Below are 17,349 nucleotides of genomic sequence, written 5' to 3' on the forward strand. Positions count from 1 at the left end.
TTCTCCGCATGGCAGCTCGAGCAGGGGCGGCCGGGACGCCGCGGCGGAGTGTCCGGCCGGGGCGGCACCTGGGGCGGTGGGTCGTCGGGGGTGCCGGTGCGGTGGTCAGGTGCCTCACCCGGTGGGTGCTGCGGTGGGTCGTCGGGCCGCCGTGGGACGACGATGGGCGGTGTGGCGGACGGCGGAGCCGCCGTTCGGGTGGCCGGAGCCGGGGCCGGAGCGGGAGCCGGGGCCGGAGCCGGGGCCGGGGCCGGAGCCGGGGCCGGGGCCGGAGCCGGGGCCGGCGCGGGGGCCGGGGCCGTCGTGGCCACGGTGAGGACGTCGGGCTCGGGCGTGGCGGACGGGGGAGCCTCGGGGGGTGGCGCAGTGGCCGGCCCCGTGGTGGGAGACGGCTCCCCGCCCTGCTCCTCGTCCTCCCATGCCAGAAACGCCTGGCAGGACGTGCAGAAGCGGGTACCAGGCGCATTGCGGTGGCCGCAGTCGGGGCAGATCATCAGGCACCCGCCCCTTCTGCCGCCAGGACCTCCACCTCGTACCGGACATGCGCGGGCACCTCGTTGGCCACCAGCTTCTCCAGCCGTGCCCGGGTCGTTGCCACGGCCTGTGCGTCCGGCACCCGCAGCCGCACCCGTACCCAGGGCCGTGCCGAACCGGGCAGCGCCGACCCCGGCTCACCGGACCAGGAGGTGGCGCCGCTCTCGCTGATCTCCGGTTCGATGCCCGTCTCCACCAGGATCGCCGCGGCCAGCCCCGCCCGGGTACCCCGCTGCCGGTGCCGGGCCACCGCACCGGCCACCACGGCGCGGCGCCGGTCGACCGGCCGTTCCCCGTCCACCTCTGCCGCCACCCAATCCGCCAGCCAGGCCAGCAGGTCCTCGGGCGCGGTGCGCGGATCCAGGTGTGCGGGCAGGTTGTCCAGGGTGAGCAGCACGGGTGCCAGCACCTCGTCCAGCGCGCTCAGGAACCCCTCGACGAAGGGCTGGTCCAGATAGACCGCGGGCAGCTGATGCAGCAGGGGGTGCGGCGTCGGCAGTCCGGGAAGTGTTCCGCGCACTCACGCCTCCCTCACCCGCAGCTGGTGTTCATAGCTGAACACCAGTGCGTGACGGTCGAGTTCGATCTTCGTGGCGGCCTCGCCACGCTCTCCGGTCACCGGGTCCGCCGGGAACAGCCGTACGTCCTCGACCAGGTCGACGCCGGGCACCCGCTGCAGCACCGCGAACACCTCCCCGGAGTGCACCGGCCGCCCGAACGGCCAGCCCTGCCCCTCCGGGCCGCCGGACAGCGGGTTGAAGTAGCCGTACAGAGCGGCCAGCGCCGCCTCCCGCAGCCGGTCGGCCGCCACCCCGCGGCCCGGCACCACCGAGGCAACCACGGTGACACCCTGGTAGTAGGGCGGCTCCACGACCAGCCGGGTGCCGATCGGACGCCGCTCGTCCAGGTACGACGCGATCATCGCAAGGGTGTCCTGCGGGGGGATCAGCTCCTGGAACCGGATCCGGCCCTGCTCGTCGTTGCCACCGGCCGGCACCACCAACAGCCGTACACCGCCACTTTGTTCGGGCGGCTGCTCGCCTTCGGCCGGACCCGCTGGGACACACGCCACGCGCGCGGCGTCCGGCGCCACCTCACGCGCCAGCAGCTCGTAGTCGTGTGGCACCACCGCCCGGTGCAGGGTGCGCAGCGTCATCGGCCCCCGCACCCGCGCGTTCTCCACCGTCTCGCCGTCCACCCCGCCCAGCGCCGGACGGCGGTTCTCCACCCGCGCCACGAACGGCAGCGAACTGCGCAGCACCCGCAGCGCACCCCGGGCCACGTTGCCCCGCCGTCCGCCGCCCGTACGGTAGGACCGCACCCGCACCGGGGCGCCCTTCGGCGGCACCGCGCCGTACAGCCGCAGTGTGCCGTCGGGTTCCCGCACGGCGGGCCCGAAGTCCACCTGGCCGGAGTTGGGGTCCAGGGTGATGTGGCGGTCGTAGGGCGTGGAGTGCGCGAAGTCGTCCACCCGCGTCCACTCCACCCAGCCGCGTCCCTCGGCCACCTCGACCACGAACGGCGCCTCGCCCGCCACCACCGGCGGCCGGGCCACCCGGAAACCCTGTCCGGCCACCCCCTCCGACAGGCCCAGGACCTCCTCCACGACGGTCTCGGCGTGCGCGGCCTCCACCGTGCCGCCGATGGTGAACGCGCCGGCCGCGCGGACCGTCGGGGACGCCACATAGGCGGGCTGGTCCGCCGCGGCCTCCACCAGACGGCAGCGCAGCCAGCCGCCGGAGTGCCCCGCCACCACCGAGGCGGTGTGCGCGGCGGGCACATGCAGGATGACCTCGCCGGCTTTGTTGAATCCGCCGGTGTCGTCCTTCTCGACCTCGCACAGCGCCCAGGCGGCGCCGTCCCACGCCTCCCAGACCAGCGGCGGGCGGCGGGGATCGACACCGACACCGTCCACCCGGCAGTCCAGGCGCAGCACCACCGCGCAGCCGGGCACCGGTTGGGACAGCCCCATGTAGAGGCAGTCCCCGGGTGTGGGCGTGGGGCTGAAGCACGGCACGTCGCGGCCCAGGGCCAGCTCCTGCGACCGGTCGGCGGCATTGCCGGTGGCCGACCAGGTGGCGAGCTGGGAGAGCGCGCACGGCAGGACCGACAGATCCCGGCCGGTGGTGAACACCACCGCCTCCTCGGTCTCGGTGCGCACCGTGGCCACCTCGGTTCCGGCCGCGACGCGCACGGTGTCGGGTTGCGGGGCTGACAGCCAGAACGTGGTCTCGGTGCGTGCGGCCGTCGGCGGATACAGCCGCACCCCGATGAGGTCCAGGAAGGCCAGATAGTTCTTGTCCGGCACCCGGTTCAGCCGGTAGACGAGCTGGTCGACCATGGTGGCGAACGCCTCGATCAGCGTGACACCGGGATCGGAGACGTTGTGGTCGGTCCACTCGGGGCAGCGCTGCTGCACCAGCCGCTTGGCCTCGTCCACCAGTTGCTGGAAGCGCCGGTCGTCCAGGTTGGGGCTGGGGAGCGTCATGCGGACCCCTCGTTGTCCGGGATCACATAGAACGGGAAGACCAGGTTGCGCGGATCGTTGGTGCCGCGCACCGCGTACCCGATGTCGATGTAGAGCACCCCGTCGTCCGCCTCGTCGAACCGTACGGCGACCTCCGTCACCTCGATGCGCGGCTCCCACCGTTCCAGGGCGAGCCGCACCTCGTAGGCCAGCTGTCCGGCCGTGCCGGCGTCCGCGGGCGCGAACACGTAGTCGCCGAGCGCGCACCCGAACTCGGGGCGCATCGGCCGCTCACCGGGCGAGGTGGCCAGGATCAGCCGGATCGACTCCTCTATCTCGCGCTCGTCGCGGACCAGCGCGATGCTGCCGGTGGCGTCCGTACGCGGCGGAAACGCCCAGCCCGCGCCGATGAACTGCCGGCCCATGCCTCACCCTCCGATCTGCACGCTCGGGCACCCGGACGTCACCGGCGAGCCGCAGCCCGCCGCATCGCCCACCCGGGCGGCCGGCCGGCCGCCGATGAGCACCGTGGAACTGCCGGGCGGGGCGAGGGCGGACGGCGGGTGCGCGGCGGGCGAGGAACACTGGTGCGCGGTGCCCACCGTGGCCGCGGGCTGCCCACCGATCAGCACCGTGGGCACTCCGGGCGGGCCGATCACCCCGGGATGCCCGGTGGGATCGCCGACGCGTGCGGCTGCTGGCATGTGCTGTGCCCCCTGCCTGGTCCTGATCCGTTCAATGAAGTGCCGTGCTGTGCCGTGCCGTGCCGTGCCGTTCAGTGCCGTGCCGTGCCGTGCTGATCAATGCTCTGCCGATCAGTGCCGATCAGTGCCGATCAGTGCAGTGCCGTTCAATTGATGCGCACCATGGGCGCGTTGACGGTCAGCGTGTTGCCGCCCCGGAGTTCGGTGCGGCTGCTGCCCTTCACCGCCACCTGGCCGCCCTGCACCTCCACCGCGCCGCCGGTGGACAGCCTCACCTCTCCGGTGCCGCCGTCCACCTGGACCCCGGTGCGGGCCGTGAGCTTCACCGAGTCGCCGGTCAGCTCCAGCGTGCCGCTGCCCGCGTCCAGCGCGACGCCGCTGCCCGCCTTGATCGAGACCTGTTCCTTCGCCTCGATCTCCACCGTGCCGTCGCTGTGCACGACGATGGTGGTACCCCTGCGGTCGAGGTTGATCCTGAGCTTGCCGTCGCCCGTCACCAGCCGTACGCCCTGCGGGCCGTTCGCCGTGTCCAGCAGCTCCAGCTTGTTTCCGCCGCGGGAGCCGAACGCGCGCTTGTTGACGGCTCCGCTCGTGGGGTCGACGGCTTCCGCACCCTGACCGTCCCCGTGGCCGCCCTGGCCGCCCTGGCCGCCCTGGCCGCCCTGGCCGCCCTGACCGCCCTGACCGCCCTGGCCTCCGGCCTGTTGCTGTCCGCCCGGCGCCTGCCCCGGCTTGTCCTGGCCGTTGTAGAGCGCGGCGAGCACGTACGGACGGTCCAGATGGCCCTGTTCGAACCCGACCAGCACCTCGTCGCCGACCTCGGGGATGAACGCCTCCCCGCCGCCGGTCCCGCCCGCCTGCGCGGTCCGCGCCCAGTCGCTGGCGTACTCGTCGGACAGCCACGGGAACCGCACCTTGACCCGGCCCAGACCCTCCGGGTCCTTGGTGTCCGTCACCGTGCCGTTCGCCAGCCCGGAACACCGCGAGCCCCCACCGGTACCGCTCCCCGAGCCGCCGCCGGTCAGCCCGAACAGCGAACGCTCCTGCTGCCCGGAGACCGTCACCCAGGTCTCGTAGCCGCGGACCGGATCGAACACGTGCCGCGAGGACGTCACCGTGTACCGGCCCTCGAAGGGCGCGCCCACCCCGGCCAGAGCGACCGCACCACCCGCCCGCACCTCGGGATTGCCCCGGATCACCGCCTCCAGCTCGGCGAACGACCCCGCGATCCGCGAGGCGAGGGCCTTCGCCGCCTGGTCCACCCGGGCCTGGTTGTCGTACGGCACGTCCGACACCACGAAGTCCGCCTCGCCGAACGGCCGCGCCACCTCGGCCGCCGTCACGCCCAGCTCCAGCGTCGGCGCCCCGCCCGCGTCGGCGCGGCCGATCAGCGGCTGCTTGGCCCGTACGTCCCAGCCCCGCACCTCGACCGCCGACACCTGTTCGGCGGCGGACACTCCCGCCCGGCAGCGCAGCAGGTTGTCACCCATCTCCAGGACCAGAGGATCGCGGTCGGCCCGCGCGGACGTGTCCGGAGCGGCACTCGCCCCCGTGGGCCTGACGACGTGCAGCCGACCGTCCGTCACATGGATCTGCGCGCCCGCCTCCTCGGCCAGCGAGCGCAGGAACTCCCAGTCGCTGACGTTCGGTTGGGCCACGTGCTCCAGCACCGGGCCCGCCACCTCCACCGTGCCCGGCGCGAGCCCCGCCCGCCGCGCCACCCGGACGCAGATGTCGGCGAGCGTCATGTTCTGGTAGCTGGCCACCCGACGGCCGCGGAAGAGACGGTGCGACTCGTCCAGACCCCTCACCACCGTGAAGGTGCCCGTGTCGTCGATCTCCACCTCCAGCGCCGTCACGCTCCCGGTGAACAGCGGACGCGGCGACGGACCTCCACCGGCACCGGCCAGCAGCCGTACCTGGGTACCGATCCGCACCCCCGTCTGCTCCAGCAGCACCCGACCGGGGTCGCGGAAACGCAGCACGAACAGGTCCGGCAGCGTACGGCTGTCGTCCACATACCCCTCGACCAGGGTGTTGGCCACGGCCGGCGGCAGCGGACGGCCGTCGAACTCCACCACCAGCACCTTGGCGACGCTCTGATTGACCATGACCGGCCTCACCGACCCCCGTCGTGTCCGTCGCCGCCGCCGTCGCCGCCGCGCTCCAGTTCCTCCAGCGCCGGCAGCAGCAGTTCGCGCCCCTCGGGCAGGCGCATCGGATCGTCGATCCCGTTCGCCTCCGCGATCGTCCGCCAGCCGGCCGGATCGCCGTACTCGCGCCAGGCCAGCGACGCCAGCGTGTCGCCGGCGCGCACCCGGTGCACACGGCGCGCGTGCAGCGCTCCCGAGGTCGGATTCTGACCCGGGGTCTCCCCGGTGATCTCCTCCATCGTGACCTGGCACACCGCCCGGATCGGCACGCCCGAGGTGGTGAACAGGGTGTACTTCGCCTGCACCTGGCTGACGTAACCGGGGAAACCGGTGAGCCCGCCCCAGTGGAAGACCACCCACGGCGGCGAGGCCCGCTGCTGCTGCCGCGTCTCACTCGTCGGCACACAGCACGCGAACAGCTTCTCCACGGCGGTCACCACGCTGGTGTCCTGGGTGTCGCTCGCGTCGAAGAACATCTCCACGGTGAGCTTGCTCGGCTGCGGCCCCTGGTACTCGGGCGGCCCCGCGCTCTTCGCCCCCTTGGCCGGCGTCCGCTTCCAGGCGGCCGCCTTGGTCAGGGACAGCTCCTTGGGATTGAACTGGAAGTCGATCCGACCGCTCGGCGCGCCCGGAGTCAGACTGCCGCCCGGCGGCGGGGTACGCAGCTCCAGGTACGCGTGCTCAAGCTTGGGCCGGGCCCCGGCACCGCCCCCCTGGACGGCCCTCGTCCCCGCGCCCGCCGCGCTGAACGCCACCGGCGAACTCAACTCTCAGCCCTCCATCACATAGCCGTGGTGGGCGATCTCGATGGTCTCCGTCGCCACCTTGGGGGACTCCGGGTTGAACGAGGGACCGGTCCAGCGCACCGGCACCACCTCCAGCAGCCCCCACTGCGCCACCTTGCGGCCGTCACCGGTACGCGCCTCGATGTGCGCCGTCCTGCGCTTGATGCCGGTGGTCATGCTCGCGAACCACTTGGCCACCTTCTCGGTGTCCCGGGTCAGCGGCCTGGACAGCTTGATGTTCGGGTACTTCAGACGGGTCGGCAGCTGCCACAGGTGGCCGTTGTTGCCGCCCTCCTCGCGCTGTTCGAGCACCACCTCGCAGCCCAGGCCCTCACAGGTGTTGAACGAGCCCAGCTCGATACCGTCCACGGTGACGACGAAGCAGACGCTGACCGCCGGGTCATCGGTCACGGACATGCCGTCCCCCTTCTCTCCGCACTCGTCAGTGCCTGGTGTCGATCAGATGGCCGGCCCGCTCCCGGTCCAGCCGCAGCTCCGCCTTGAGCAGTCGGCTCAGCGGTGCGAACAGGGCGCGGACCAGCTCGTCGTCCACCTTCGGCGCGCCGTGGCCAGAGCTGCCGGACGCGGGGCCCTGGGCCTGTTCCGGGGTCTGTTCCTGGGGGGCGGATGCGGTGCCCGAGGTCTCGGGGAGGGGCTCGGGTGACGGCTCGGCGGACGGAGCCGGCGGGTCGGGCGGATCAGGGGGAGGCGGTTCGGAACCGGATACGTCACGCTGGACGACCCAGGACGACGGGGCGGACGGCATGCGCTGGACGGCCGGGGGGAGCGGCACCGAGGCCGGCCGCGGACCGTACGGCGGCACGGGGCGTGCGGACGGGACGGACGGCGGCTGGAACACCACCGAGCCGTCGGCCATACGCTGTGCCACCCCCGCGGCGACGGCCACCGCGCCCGTGTCCGGCACCGGGCCGGACGCGAGACGGGCGGACTCCCGTGCGGCCATGGGCGGGGCAGTGGCCGATCCAGCGACGGTCCGCTGGGCGGACGGCACATCGGAACGCCCGGACGGCGTCCCCTCCGCGCGGGCCGGATCCGCTCCCGCTGTCGCCGCCGGGCCGCCGTCGGCCCCGGCTGACCACCGCAGCGGTACGACACGCACCTCGGCCTCGCCCCCGTGGCCCGCCGGCGCGCCATCGGCACCCGGGGGCAGCACCCCGGAGAAGAGGGGCACCTGCCGCTGCGCGACGAGCGGCACCACCGGCCCCGCCGCCGGGGCCGGTGCGGCGGCCACGGGCGTTCCGGCCGCTGTGGCCCGCTGGATCCGTACGGGCGTGGCGGTGGCGGTGGCGGTTCCGGCCGGTTCCGGCTCCGGTGCCGGGCCGGTGTCCGTGGTAGGCACGATGAGCGGGTCGTCGGCGAGCAGCGGCCGGGAGGGCGGGTCCGGCGGGGCCGACCCGGGCTCGTCCGGTGGCAGGGGACCACTGGTGCTCGCGGCGGGCCTGCGCTGGGCCGTGGGCGGCAGCCCGGTCAACGGCTCTCCCAGACCGAAGCCGTGCGGGCGCGCGGGGCCCGGCTCCACGGCCCGCTGGACCCGGGGCGACGCGGACGAGGGTGCGGACGGTACCGGGGGCGGGGGCGCGTCCGTTGTCATATCGGGCCGCGCCACCTCGACCGGCGCACCCTCCAGCTGACGCAGCGGCATGTCCGGGGACGGGGCCGAGACCAGCGGGGCGGACGTCTCCACGGTGACGCTGCCGCTTGTGTCGTGCGTGGTGGGCGGGCCGTCGACCCCACCCTCGACCCCACCCCCGTCCACTGCACGCTGCAACGGAACGACCGGGAGCCGCATTCCACCACTCGTCCCCCGCACGCCCGGCCCCCGAGCCGCACCCCGGGCATCCGGGGACACCTCACGGCTCACCGTCGGCACCTCGGTGGACGCGCTCGGCGTCACCAGCCCGTGGCCCAGCCCGGACGGCGCCTGAGGGCTCACCAGATGGCCCAGCGGGGTGAGGAACGACGCGTCCCGCCAGGTGCCCAGGGAACCGCGGAACCCCGCCGGATCCGTCACCAGGGCGGGAGCGCCCACCGTACGCTGCAGCGGCGCGACCTCACGCCACCCCGAGGCGTGCGCGGGCGGGCCGCTCGTCTCCACAGTGCTCCGCGCGGCAGGGCTCTGCGCACCCTCGCCGCGTCCGCGCCCACCGGTGAGCCAGGAAAGCCATCCCATCCGCGTCACCGCTCGTTCAGGCGGGCGACGTACTCGACGTACCGCAGCCGGTCCGGGTGTTCGAGATCGAGGATCTGGTCGAGGGACCAGTGGAAGTGGTAGGCGAGGTACGCGACTTCCTCATGGATCCGGTCGGCCGCGTACGTCATGATTCCCCCAGGCGACCACCGCCGGACAGGTCCACCGCGAAGTTCTCCTGGCACGAGGGGCAGGTGACCGCGGCGCGGGTGTGCCCCTCGGCGTTGATCCGGCGGTAGAAGTCCTGGAGGAAGGCGAGGTCGGAGGCGAACAGGTCCTCGACGACGCCGGGGTGGACGTCCTCGATCGTGCCGATGCGCACGATCACCCGTGAGATCAGCACCACCGACAGATAGGCGGAGTTCTCCCGGACCCGGTCGTCCCGCAGCGGTACCAGCTCGTCGCGGGCGGTCGCCAGCCGCATGACGCCGCTGCGGTGCACGGTCCCGGACTCGTCCACGTATCCGCGCGGCAGCTCGAAGGGGAACTCGGTGCGCAGCGTGTCGGCCGGCCCGCCGGTGTCCGCGTCCGTGCCGGTCCGGGCGGACGCCGTGATCGTACGCCGCATCAGTCGACTTCCACGCTTTCGTAGGTGATCGACAGCTTCTCCGTCAGCACGGAGGTGTCACCCGCCTTGAGGGTGCTGATCTCCAGCGACTTGGGCCAGGCGTTGATCAGCTTGTAGCGCTTGATCGGGATGCCCTCGTAGTCGTAGACGATGATCGAGCCGTTGCGGCGGGCGTTGACCATCTTCCCGAACCGGGAATCCTTGATCCACCGCTCGAAGCTGTTGTCCTCCGTCAGACCGCGAGTGACGGTGACCTCACCGGCCTTGGGACGGCCCGGCAACTTCTTGATCGCGTACTTTCCGTCGGCCGTGTTCTGCTTCAACTCGATGACGTCCTGCTCCATCTTCAGACCGCTGACCTCGGTGATCTGCTTGATGAGGACGCTGTCGAACTCAAGGCCGAAGGAGTGTCCTACGGAACTGTCGAGCTCGGGGAGCGGCATGCAAGCCTCCTAGAATCCGTCCGTCGTGAGGGCCCTCGCAGCACCCACCGTCACTCGTCGACCCCGCCCGAACCCGCCGAGAGCTGCGCGAGCCGGAACACCACGAACTCCGCCGGCTTGACCGGGGCCACCCCGACCTCGCAGATGACCTGGCCCGCCTCGATGGACTCTGGAGGGTTGGTCTCGCGGTCGCACTTCACGTAGAAGGCCTCGTCCGGTGTCAGCCCGAAGAGGGCGCCCTTGCGCCACTCGTTGACCAGGAACGCCGAGATGGTGCGCCGGATACGGGCCCACAGCGCATCGTCGTTCGGTTCGAAGACCACCCACTGGGTGCCCGCGAGGATCGACTCCTCCAGGTAGTTGAAGAGCCGCCGTACGTTGAGGTACCGCCACGACGGGTCGTCGGCGAGCGTGCGCGCGCCCCACACCCGGATGCCGCGGCTGGGGAACGCACGGATGCAGTTGAGCCCGATGGGGTTGAGGAGGTCGTGCTCACCCTTGGTGATCTGCGTCTGCAACCCGACCGCGCCGCGCAGCACCTCGTTCGCCGGCGCCTTGTGCACCCCGCGCGTCTCGTCGTTGCGCGCCCAGACACCCGCGACATGCCCGCTCGGCGGTACGAAGGCGTCGCGGCCCACGGCCGGGTCGAACACCTTGATCCACGGGTAGTAGAGCGTGGCGTACTTGGAGTCGAACCCCGTCGTCTCCTCCCGCCAGGTCTTGATCTGACGCGGGCTCAGTCCGGGTGGAGGATCGAGGATGGCGATCCGGTCACCCATCGCCTCACAGTGGGTGATCAGCCCGCGCTGCACCGAGACGACCGTCTCCAGGTCCAGCGCCCCGCGCTGGAACGCGCTCATCAGGTCGGGCGCGGCCACCATCGTGACCTCTTCGACGGCCTCCAGGCCGCCGAACCCGGTGCGCCGGTCGGGATCGCCGACGTACGCGTCCGCCGACAGCGTGTCGGGCACCGCGACGGCCCCCGCGCCCGGCCCGGCACCCGGCGCCGCCGCCAGCGTCACGGACTGCGCCTCGGGACGGGCGGGCGCCGCCCCCTTGCCGGGCTCCTCCAGCCGGATGAGCTGGGAGCGGGCCCTGACCTGGGTGGCCACGTTGTCCTTGCTGCGCTTGGTGGTCACGGAGGGATACGTCTCGGCGACCACCCCGTCCCGCTTCACGATCAGCGTGAAGACGTCCTGTGGCGGGTCTTCGCCCTCGGGGTCGGCGACCTCGACGGTGATCTCCCCGGTGACGCCGGGCAACATCTTGACGGCATACGGTCCGAGCTGGGCCGTGGGCCCCGCGGCGAACTCATGCGCCGCTCCGGCACCCGCCTCGTCCCGGTCTCCCTCCGGGCCGCCGATCCGTATGACGTAGCAGATCCCGCCGCCGTTGGAGAAGTACCCGTGGACGGAGGAGGCGAGATAGGTCCCCTCGACGAAGTCACCGAAGACGGTCGTGAACTGTGTCCAGTTGGTGATCAGCGTCGGCTCGTGGAACGGGCCCTTCTGCGCGAACCCGATGAAGGCGGCGACCGAGGTCCCGACCCCCTCGATCGGCCGTGACCCGGACTCCACCTCTTCGACGTAGACGCCCGGGGACAGGTACGACGGCATACCACTCTCCTTGACCGGGGAAACGACAGCGATTGTTCCCGGGCGATCGATCAACGGCGTAGGGCTTTCGGCCGTGCTGGTGTGCAGACCCTTTTGCCCGAACGGGCAGTTGCTGCCCCTTCCCCATCGGGCACGCCTTTCTGCCCCCGCCACTACCCGGCCTGTCGCGGGCGTGCCCGGGGTGAGTCGGCACCCTGAAGAGCATGCCGCGGACGCCTCTGCCGCCACCGCCACCCCGACGCCACCCCTCCGATGGGGTGACGCGGTGAAGTCGGTCCCGGAGAAGGGGCCGCAGAAGGGGCCGCAGAAGGACCGCCCCGCCCCGTCCGCGCGCCTTGCGGAAGCCACCCCCGCACCGGAGCGAATCCCCAACCCTCCTCCTCCCGGGCGTGGGTTGACCCCCCAGAGCCTCCAGCGCCTCCAGGGCGCGGCCGGCAACGCGGCCGTCTCCCGTCTCGTCGCGCAGCGCTACACGGCCCCGGTCAAGCCGCCGCCGTCGCAGGCGCCGGGCATGCGCAGGGTCACCGCCGACATCGCCGCCAAGAAGCAGAAGCTGTCCCGGCACAACCCCGCGACCGCCGAGTCCCGTTCGGCCCAGGACGCGGCGAAGGCCCCGCCCGACGACAAGGAGGCCCAGGGCAAGGCGGCCAACGCGGAGAAGATGAACGCGGCCAGGCCGGGGGAGTTCGACAAGGCCGCCTTCATCACGGCGGTCAACGAGGCGATCGCCGCTCAGGCCCCCAAGAACCTTGAGGAGGCGGACGAGTTCGCCGACTCCGGCAAGGCCGAAAAGGTCAAGGGTCAGGTCGACGGCAAGGTCACGGACGGCAAGAAGGCCTCGGCCAAGGACATCGAAACCACGACCAAGGCGGCTCCCGACACCTCGCAGGCCAAGGAGAAGCAGGTCACCCCGATGCACCCGGACCAGCCTCCGGCGAATCCGGGTGCGCCGAGCGCCGCAGACGCGACGCCGCAGCAACAGCCGCCCGAGGTCACGGACTTCTCCGAAGGGCCGAAGAAGAACGACCAGCAGATGGCGGACGCCGACGTCACCGAGGAGCAACTGGCCAAGGGCAACGAGCCGGAGTTCACCAGCGCACTGGGAGAGAAACGAAAAGCCGAACAGCACTCCGCGACGGCCCCCACCCAGGCCCGCGCCGCCGAGAAGACGCAACTGGCGACCGCCAAGTCCGGCGCCGCCGCGGCCGGCGCCCAGGCGATGAACGCGCTGACGGCGACGCGCAACGCGGCGGGCAAGCAGGTGGACGGAGGCAAGGGCGAGGCCAAGTCGAAGGACGAGCAGAAGCGGGCGGAGGTCACCGGCAAGCTCCAGAAGGTCTTCGACGCCACCCAGAAGGACGTCGAGGGAATCCTGACGGGGCTGGACGGCAAGGTCGACAAGCAGTTCGGGGAGGGCGAGAAGAAGGCCCGCGACGCCTTCAACACGGACCAGAAGCGCCGCATGAAGCAGTACAAGGACAAGCGCTACAGCGGCTTCTGGGGCCCGGCCAAGTGGGCCAAGGACAAGATCGCGGGCATGCCGGAGGAGGCGAACCAGCTCTTCCAGGAGTCCCGCAAGCTCTACGTGCGTCTGATGCAGGGTGTCATCTCGTCCATCGCCGACACGATCGGCACCGAACTGGGCAAGGCCAAGGCCCGGATCGCCAAGGGGCGCTCCGATTTGAAGACGGAGGTCGACAAACTCCCCGCGGACCTGAAGCAGTACGGCCAGGAGGCGGCCAAGGACTTCGCAGGCAAGTTCGACGACCTCGAATCGGAGGTCAACGACAAGTCCAAGCAACTGGTTCAGACCCTGGCCCAGAAGTACACCCAGGCCCTGCACGCGGTCGACGAGGAGATCAAGAAGCTCCAGGAGGCGAACAAGGGCCTGGTCCAGAAGGCCGTCGACGCGGTCAAGGACGCCATCAACACAATCAAGGCGCTCAAGAACCTCCTGATGGGCATCCTGGCCAAGGCCGCGGCCGCCATCGCGAAGATCATCAAGGACCCGATCGGGTTCCTGGGCAACCTGGTCCACGCGGTCGGCGCGGGCTTGAAGCAGTTCATGTCGAACATCGGCACCCACCTCCAATCGGGCCTGGTCTCATGGCTGTTGGGCACGGCGGTCAAGGGCGGGATCGAGATCCCGTCGAAGTTCGACCTCAAGGGAATCATCCAGCTGATCGCCTCACTCCTGGGCCTGACGTGGGCGAACATCCGCGCCCGCATCACCCGCAAGGGCATCCCCGACCAGGCGATGAACACGGTCGAACAGTCCGTCCCGGTGGCGAAGGCCCTGGCGACGGAGGGCCCGGCCGGCGCGGTCAATGAGATCTCCGCCGAGGTGGGCGACCTGAAGTCCACGATCCTGGAGGACCTCAAGTCCTACTTGATCCCCACGGTCATCATCGCGGGCATCACCTGGATCCTCTCCCTCCTCAACCCCGCATCGGCCTTCGTCCGCGCGGTCAAGGGAATCGTCGACATCGTCTCCTTCATCGTGAACCAGGGCGCCCAGATCGTGGAGTTCGTGAACGCCGTCCTGGACGCGGTGATCGCCATCGCCAACGGGGGCTCGGCGGGCGTCCCGAAGATGGTGGAGACGGCACTGGCGGCAAGCATTCCTCTGCTGATCGGGTTCTTGGCTTCGCTGCTGGGGATCGGGGGGCTGGCCAATAAGATCAAGCAGGTCTTCCAGAAGGTCGCACGGCCGGTGAATCGGGCGATCGACAAGATCGTGGGCTTCATCGCGAAGAAGGGCAGGGCGCTCTGGCAGAAATTCAGAGGGAAGAAGAAGGGGCCAGGCGGCAAGAACGAGTCTCCACGGGCGAAGGAGGATCGGCTCAAGAAAGCCATGGCGGCGGCCGTACGGGCCATGGACAGATATAGCAGTCGTTCAGTGACAGCGGGGGCCCTCCGCCCGGCGCTGGCAGCGATTCGCGCCCGATATGGCCTGAAGGAACTGGTGCCTGTACCGGACGGGGAAAAATGGGCAGTCCGTGGTCGTGTCAACCCTCATGCCACCAGTTCTACAACGGCAATCCGGGATCGTCGTGAACTTGTTAAGCGGTATCTTCCGCTCTTTGGTAATCGAATCGTCATCGAACCGGCTCACGCTCACTGGATGTCCCGGCAGATAGCCAAGACGAAGCTGTGGGATGCAGGCGTCCTGAAATCCACGACCGGCGCAGCCCGTCAGTACCTCAGGAACCCGGCGACCGTCGACGCGGTGAACAGAGCACATTTCGAGGGTCAGGGTACGGTTCCGAACCGACCTAATGCGTACAAGGAAAACGTTTTCAAGACCGGAAGCGGGTTTCGAAAGGAACTCCTCGAAGCTCTGGGCAGCGGACGGGCCGTGGATGTCCTGCGAGCCAAGGGGTTGGAGAAGGCGGCCGAAGGCAGCGAGGCGCGAAGCCGTCTTGAGCAGATGAACTTCGTGGCAGACAGTCCGCCATACGGAGCATTCAAGCCGTTTCCGGATGGGACCAAGGATCCGGATCCGAACCTTAAGGAAGCAGTTCTGAAATCCACCCGTGGCGACTATCCACCGTTACTTGCGTTTCTCTTCAACATGGTCGAGTTCGGCGCGGTGGGCGATATCTCATGGAGACGGTTCAATGAGCTCTGGAACACTCATTCCGACTCCGTCAACTGGCTCAAGGACCGTTTTCGGGACCTCGACCCGGGGATGCATGAGTGGATACCTACCAACTACCTCAGGGCCGTGCTCCAGACCGCCGTGGATCAAAAAAATCGAACGGATTTGAGGAGTGCACTCAAATGGGTGACCCTGCATCATGCGCTCCGCTCCTCCACCAATATGGTGTTGTGGCGCATCGTGGATGCGAGTGGTAAGAAGGTGGATCCAGGCGGCCACGTCGGATCGTTCTACGAAGCTTATCGAGGGCAGGACGGAAACACGAAGTACAAATCTACCATGACGAACGGAACGGGAGATTTCCATGGCGCCCTGAGGGAGATCTTCAACGAGAACAAGGGGCTTGGGGCTAGTGGATTTGTCTCCGTCCTGGAAGGCAGGCTGCCGGGGCTGATCTGGAACGGGGATGTCGGGGGCTTGCCAAGCAGCGTCCTGGAGGCCAAAATTGGCGCGCTCTATCAGGTTCCGGATGGCGGAAAGGCGGAGATATCCGTCGAGGCTCTCGGGGTCCAGCAGAGGCTGAACTATGCGAAGATCTTGAACGACTTCAGGGATGCCAAGGCAAGTATTGAATCCTGAGGGGTGAATGGTGTGACCGACCCGGCTATCGAGGTGGCGATCTCGCGAGAGATTGGCGAACTCGAAGAGTGGACGGAGGGACGTCTGTCCAAGGTAGAAGTCCTGCACGTTGCGCATGCGAGGAACATGGCGGGACTGGAACTCTGTCCCAATCTCAGATCGCTTATTCTTGTCGGCTGCGATGTTCCTTCGGTTCGACTGATTCCGCAGCTTCCTCGGTTGATGTCGTTGGCAATCGAAGACAGCTCCCTCACCGACCTCCATGGTGTCGAGGACTCATCCGTGCACGCGCTCGAGCTCCGGCGGAACCTTCTGGAGGACCTCTCGCCGGTCGGCCGGATGCCCTCTCTGGAGTCGCTCGATGTATCGGGCAATCCGCTGAATGACGAGGCCGTGGGGGAGACTCTGCCTGAACTCAGAGCGCGGGGGATCCGAGTGACGAGTTCCGATGAAGTCGAAACCGCGCTGACCCGCCGTATGCACGAGAGCGGACTCCCGTACGCCTACTATCGGTCCACGATGGGCCATCAGCTCAGCCGACCAGGGCTAGCCTTGACTGAACGGCCGGAAGCGGATCATCCGTTTGTCGGACCAGCGGAGCTGGAAGCGCTGCTCGATCAGTCGTCCTCCGCCGTGGAGGCGCTGTTCGAGGATGAGAACCGGATGTGGCCGCCCATAGAGTGAGCACCCGTCAGGGCAGATCTGTCTACGGCCCGAACTCCGGCGCCAGCGTCAGCCGTCAGTCCCAGCTGCTGGTGCTCCCGCTGCACCGTGTGGATGAGCATCACCATCCAATCCGGTGTGACGTTACGGCCGCCTCAAGGTATCCAAAGCGGGACCTGCGTCGCACTCCTCGGGGTCATGGGAGCCGGAGGGCGCGGCGGAGGGGGAGCAGGATCGACTGTGGGTTGTAGGTGTCGGACCAGGTGAAGCGGAGGAGGGTCAGGCCGGGGAGCAGGGTGGACAGGCGGTTGTGGCGGAAGCGGTCCTTGTAAAGGGCCTGGGGGGTACTGTGGGGGGCCTTGCCGTCTGCCTCAATGCCCACCAGGCGGGCGGGCCAGCCCAGGTCGATGCGGTAGGAGCAGCCCTGCTCCAGGTCTGGAATGCGCCACTGGAGGACAGGCAGGGGGAGGCCGTCGTCCAGGCAGATGAGGCGGACTCGGGTTTCCAGGGGGGATTCGGCTCGGGCATTGGCCAGGCGGAGCCAGGTCCGTGCCCTGGGCGCATGGGGGCGGCCGGACAGGTGGGTCGGGATTTTATGGAGGTCGGATTCGGCCAGCAGGCCCTGGTGCAGTGCCGAGTCCAGCACGCTCACCGCCTCCATTCGCGGGAGTTGGAGCAGGAGGTCCGCGCAGGTGCGGACCGGGGTGGTCACTGGGATGCCGCCCGGGCGCGTAAGGACGGTCCCTGGCCGTCCCGCCCCACCCAGTAGCTGCCGCGGGTCAGGGGTACCCACTGACCCGACCTGACCATGCGCCGTACGGCATTCCGGTCGGCGCCGGCTGACTGGAGCTGTGGGGTCGTCATTACCCAGTCCTGCTGCGAGGCAGTGGCGCGGACCCGGCGGAGAACTTCGCTGTTGATCGTCATGCCGCACTATGGCGTGAGGCTCGGACGGTGCGCGTGGGGC

Annotated in this window: 16 protein-coding genes; 2 read left to right on the top strand and 14 right to left on the bottom strand. The window is 69.9% G+C overall.

What is annotated here, in order from left to right; genetic code table 11:
- Positions 1-493: 493 nt before the first annotated feature.
- The 12 genes from ACWD5D_RS11130 to ACWD5D_RS11185 all read right to left on the bottom strand — a co-directional run bounded on the left by ACWD5D_RS11130 (position 494) and on the right by ACWD5D_RS11185 (position 11,479).
- The gene (locus tag ACWD5D_RS11130; protein ID WP_451372516.1) at positions 494-1,054 is read right to left on the bottom strand and encodes a phage tail protein; all 561 of its coding nucleotides are present in this window, start codon (positions 1,052-1,054) and stop codon (positions 494-496) included.
- On the bottom strand, positions 1,055-3,022 hold the full coding sequence (locus ACWD5D_RS11135; protein WP_451372517.1) for a putative baseplate assembly protein: 1,968 nt from the start codon (positions 3,020-3,022) through the stop codon (positions 1,055-1,057).
- On the bottom strand, positions 3,019-3,426 hold the full coding sequence (locus tag ACWD5D_RS11140) for a GPW/gp25 family protein (protein WP_451372518.1): 408 nt from the start codon (positions 3,424-3,426) through the stop codon (positions 3,019-3,021). Before ACWD5D_RS11140 ends, ACWD5D_RS11135 begins: the two co-directional genes overlap by 4 nt.
- A gap of 3 nt (positions 3,427-3,429) precedes the next feature.
- Positions 3,430-3,705: a PAAR domain-containing protein gene (locus ACWD5D_RS11145; RefSeq protein WP_451372519.1), complete on the bottom strand. Its 276-nt coding sequence runs from the start codon at positions 3,703-3,705 to the stop codon at positions 3,430-3,432.
- Between the two features lie 146 nt (positions 3,706-3,851).
- Entirely contained in the window at positions 3,852-5,816 is a 1,965-nt protein-coding gene (locus ACWD5D_RS11150; RefSeq protein ID WP_451372520.1) for a VgrG-related protein, read from the bottom strand.
- A gap of 8 nt (positions 5,817-5,824) precedes the next feature.
- Entirely contained in the window at positions 5,825-6,625 is an 801-nt protein-coding gene (locus ACWD5D_RS11155) for a CIS tube protein (RefSeq protein WP_451372521.1), read from the bottom strand.
- Positions 6,626-6,628: 3 nt separating this feature from the next.
- Positions 6,629-7,060 carry a phage tail protein gene (locus tag ACWD5D_RS11160; protein WP_451372522.1) on the bottom strand — a complete coding sequence of 144 codons (432 nt, stop codon included), beginning with the start codon at positions 7,058-7,060 and terminating at the stop codon, positions 6,629-6,631.
- A 25-nt stretch (positions 7,061-7,085) separates the two neighbouring features.
- A complete protein-coding gene (locus tag ACWD5D_RS11165) occupies positions 7,086-8,759 on the bottom strand; it encodes a hypothetical protein (RefSeq protein WP_451372523.1) in 1,674 nt (557 codons plus the stop codon).
- 80 nt (positions 8,760-8,839) lie between these two features.
- Positions 8,840-8,983, bottom strand: coding sequence for a DUF6760 family protein (locus ACWD5D_RS11170; RefSeq protein ID WP_014671027.1), 144 nt, complete (start codon positions 8,981-8,983; stop codon positions 8,840-8,842).
- Positions 8,980-9,420 (bottom strand): hypothetical protein, encoded by a 441-nt coding sequence (locus ACWD5D_RS11175; RefSeq protein ID WP_451372524.1) that lies wholly within the window; start codon positions 9,418-9,420, stop codon positions 8,980-8,982. The genes ACWD5D_RS11170 and ACWD5D_RS11175 overlap by 4 nt, the downstream gene beginning before the upstream one ends.
- A complete protein-coding gene (locus ACWD5D_RS11180) occupies positions 9,420-9,863 on the bottom strand; it encodes a phage tail protein (protein ID WP_189820284.1) in 444 nt (147 codons plus the stop codon). Before ACWD5D_RS11180 ends, ACWD5D_RS11175 begins: the two co-directional genes overlap by 1 nt.
- A 50-nt stretch (positions 9,864-9,913) precedes the next feature.
- A complete protein-coding gene (locus tag ACWD5D_RS11185; RefSeq protein ID WP_451372525.1) occupies positions 9,914-11,479 on the bottom strand; it encodes a phage tail sheath family protein in 1,566 nt (521 codons plus the stop codon).
- A gap of 265 nt (positions 11,480-11,744) precedes the next feature.
- Here ACWD5D_RS11185 and ACWD5D_RS11190 point away from each other — a divergent pair, with 265 nt between their 5' ends.
- Together ACWD5D_RS11190 and ACWD5D_RS11195 are read left to right on the top strand one after the other, a co-directional pair.
- Positions 11,745-15,719 (top strand): hypothetical protein, encoded by a 3,975-nt coding sequence (locus ACWD5D_RS11190; protein ID WP_451372526.1) that lies wholly within the window; start codon positions 11,745-11,747, stop codon positions 15,717-15,719.
- Between the two features lie 12 nt (positions 15,720-15,731).
- Complete coding sequence (locus tag ACWD5D_RS11195; protein WP_451372527.1) at positions 15,732-16,403, top strand: hypothetical protein; 672 nt, start codon at positions 15,732-15,734, stop codon at positions 16,401-16,403.
- A 175-nt stretch (positions 16,404-16,578) separates the two neighbouring features.
- On the opposite strand, the gene ACWD5D_RS11200 is transcribed toward ACWD5D_RS11195, so the two are convergent.
- Positions 16,579-17,094, bottom strand: a complete 516-nt coding sequence (locus ACWD5D_RS11200; protein ID WP_451372528.1) for a hypothetical protein — start codon at positions 17,092-17,094, stop codon at positions 16,579-16,581.
- The gene (locus ACWD5D_RS11205; protein ID WP_451372529.1) at positions 17,091-17,309 is read right to left on the bottom strand and encodes a type IV toxin-antitoxin system AbiEi family antitoxin domain-containing protein; all 219 of its coding nucleotides are present in this window, start codon (positions 17,307-17,309) and stop codon (positions 17,091-17,093) included. Before ACWD5D_RS11205 ends, ACWD5D_RS11200 begins: the two co-directional genes overlap by 4 nt.
- Between the last annotated feature and the right edge of the window lie 40 nt (positions 17,310-17,349).

The organism is Streptomyces sp. NPDC002520 (assembly GCF_053595235.1).